This window comes from Xenorhabdus sp. SGI246 (assembly GCF_040838225.1).
GTDB classification, from domain to species: domain Bacteria; phylum Pseudomonadota; class Gammaproteobacteria; order Enterobacterales; family Enterobacteriaceae; genus Xenorhabdus; species Xenorhabdus indica.
On the sequence record NZ_JBFPEZ010000169.1, the window covers coordinates 1 to 1,150 of the forward strand.

Annotated in this window: 1 protein-coding gene and 1 pseudogene; one reads left to right on the plus strand and one right to left on the minus strand. The window is 45.6% G+C overall.

All coding sequences use genetic code 11. The features are described 5' to 3' along the window. A pseudogene (locus tag ABLA85_RS19010) lies at nucleotides 1-177 on the minus strand (IS982 family transposase); the annotation flags it as partial. Nucleotides 178-409: 232 nt separating this feature from the next. On the opposite strand from ABLA85_RS19010, the gene ABLA85_RS19015 reads away from it, so the two are divergent. Then, nucleotides 410-1,150, plus strand: a 741-nt coding sequence (locus ABLA85_RS19015; RefSeq protein ID WP_367965860.1) for an inverse autotransporter beta domain-containing protein, incomplete at its 3' end; no start/stop codon positions are given.

Sequence of the window (1,150 nt, forward strand, 5' to 3'; positions counted from 1 at the left end):
ATCAATGTAATGAGACATGTGGAAGAGGATCAGGATGGTCATGATTTCACTGGGATACATGTGACCTTGTCGGCGACGTAGACGATACCCCTTATTGAGGCAAAACGGGTCCCATTGGGGAATGAAAAAACGACAAAAGTCATCGACATCGCAGAAAATTTCAACTAGCTTGTTCATTGCCTGTTCCTCCATAGAGCGTTTTTTAGCCAGCGCTAAAACTTTGCTCTTGGAACAGGCACTTCGTCAATTTCTTATCCAGAACTCAGGTTAAATATTAAAATGCTTGTTTATGTTGAGTGGACATATAAATGGATAAATTTTCCTTTTCGGAAAAAGAATTAACCACAGTATTTAAAACGCTTTTTCTGCATGTTACCTCTTTCATCATTAATGAAAAGGGTCACAATTCGTGGTGCAAAAAATCCAATTCACGCGGTACAACAGAGCAAAATCTCTGATTATCAGCTTGTTGAGCCTGTCACTCAGTTTTCCCGGTCAGGCTATGCGAGAAGAACAACCCCAAGACCCGCAGGTACAAAAACTGGCTGAAATCACCGCTCAATGGGGGCAACTGACTCAATCGCAATCTCCCAACGAAGCAGCAAAAACAATGGCTGCACAGCAGTTATCGTCTGCGGTCACATCAACACTGACACCCTGGTTGAACCAATATGGCCATGCCCGTCTCACACTCCCTTTCGACAGCCACCTTTCGTTAAAAGACGTTTCATTTGATGGGTTATTGCCTTTTTATCAATCGGTTTCAGGTACGGCATTCAATCAGCTCGGAGTAAAAACCCACCTCGGTCAGACAACAACGGCAGTCGGATTCGGCTATCGCTATTTAGTCGATAATGGATTATGGGGTGCCAATGTCTTCTGGGATGCATTGTGGCCGGAGCAGCATCACCGTTATAGCCTTGGGTTAGAAGCCTGGCATGATAACGTCAAACTCTCTGCTAATCTTTACCAGCATTTATCCCATTGGAAGCCCTCCCGGCTCACAGATTTCGATGCAAGACCCGCCAATGGCTGGGATATTCAGGCCGAAGCCGGGTTGCCTGCTTTTCCTCACTGGGGCGGGCAGTTGAAGTATGAACACTATTACGGGCAGCAAGTCGCGTTATTTGGTGAATCAGAACGCCAGAAA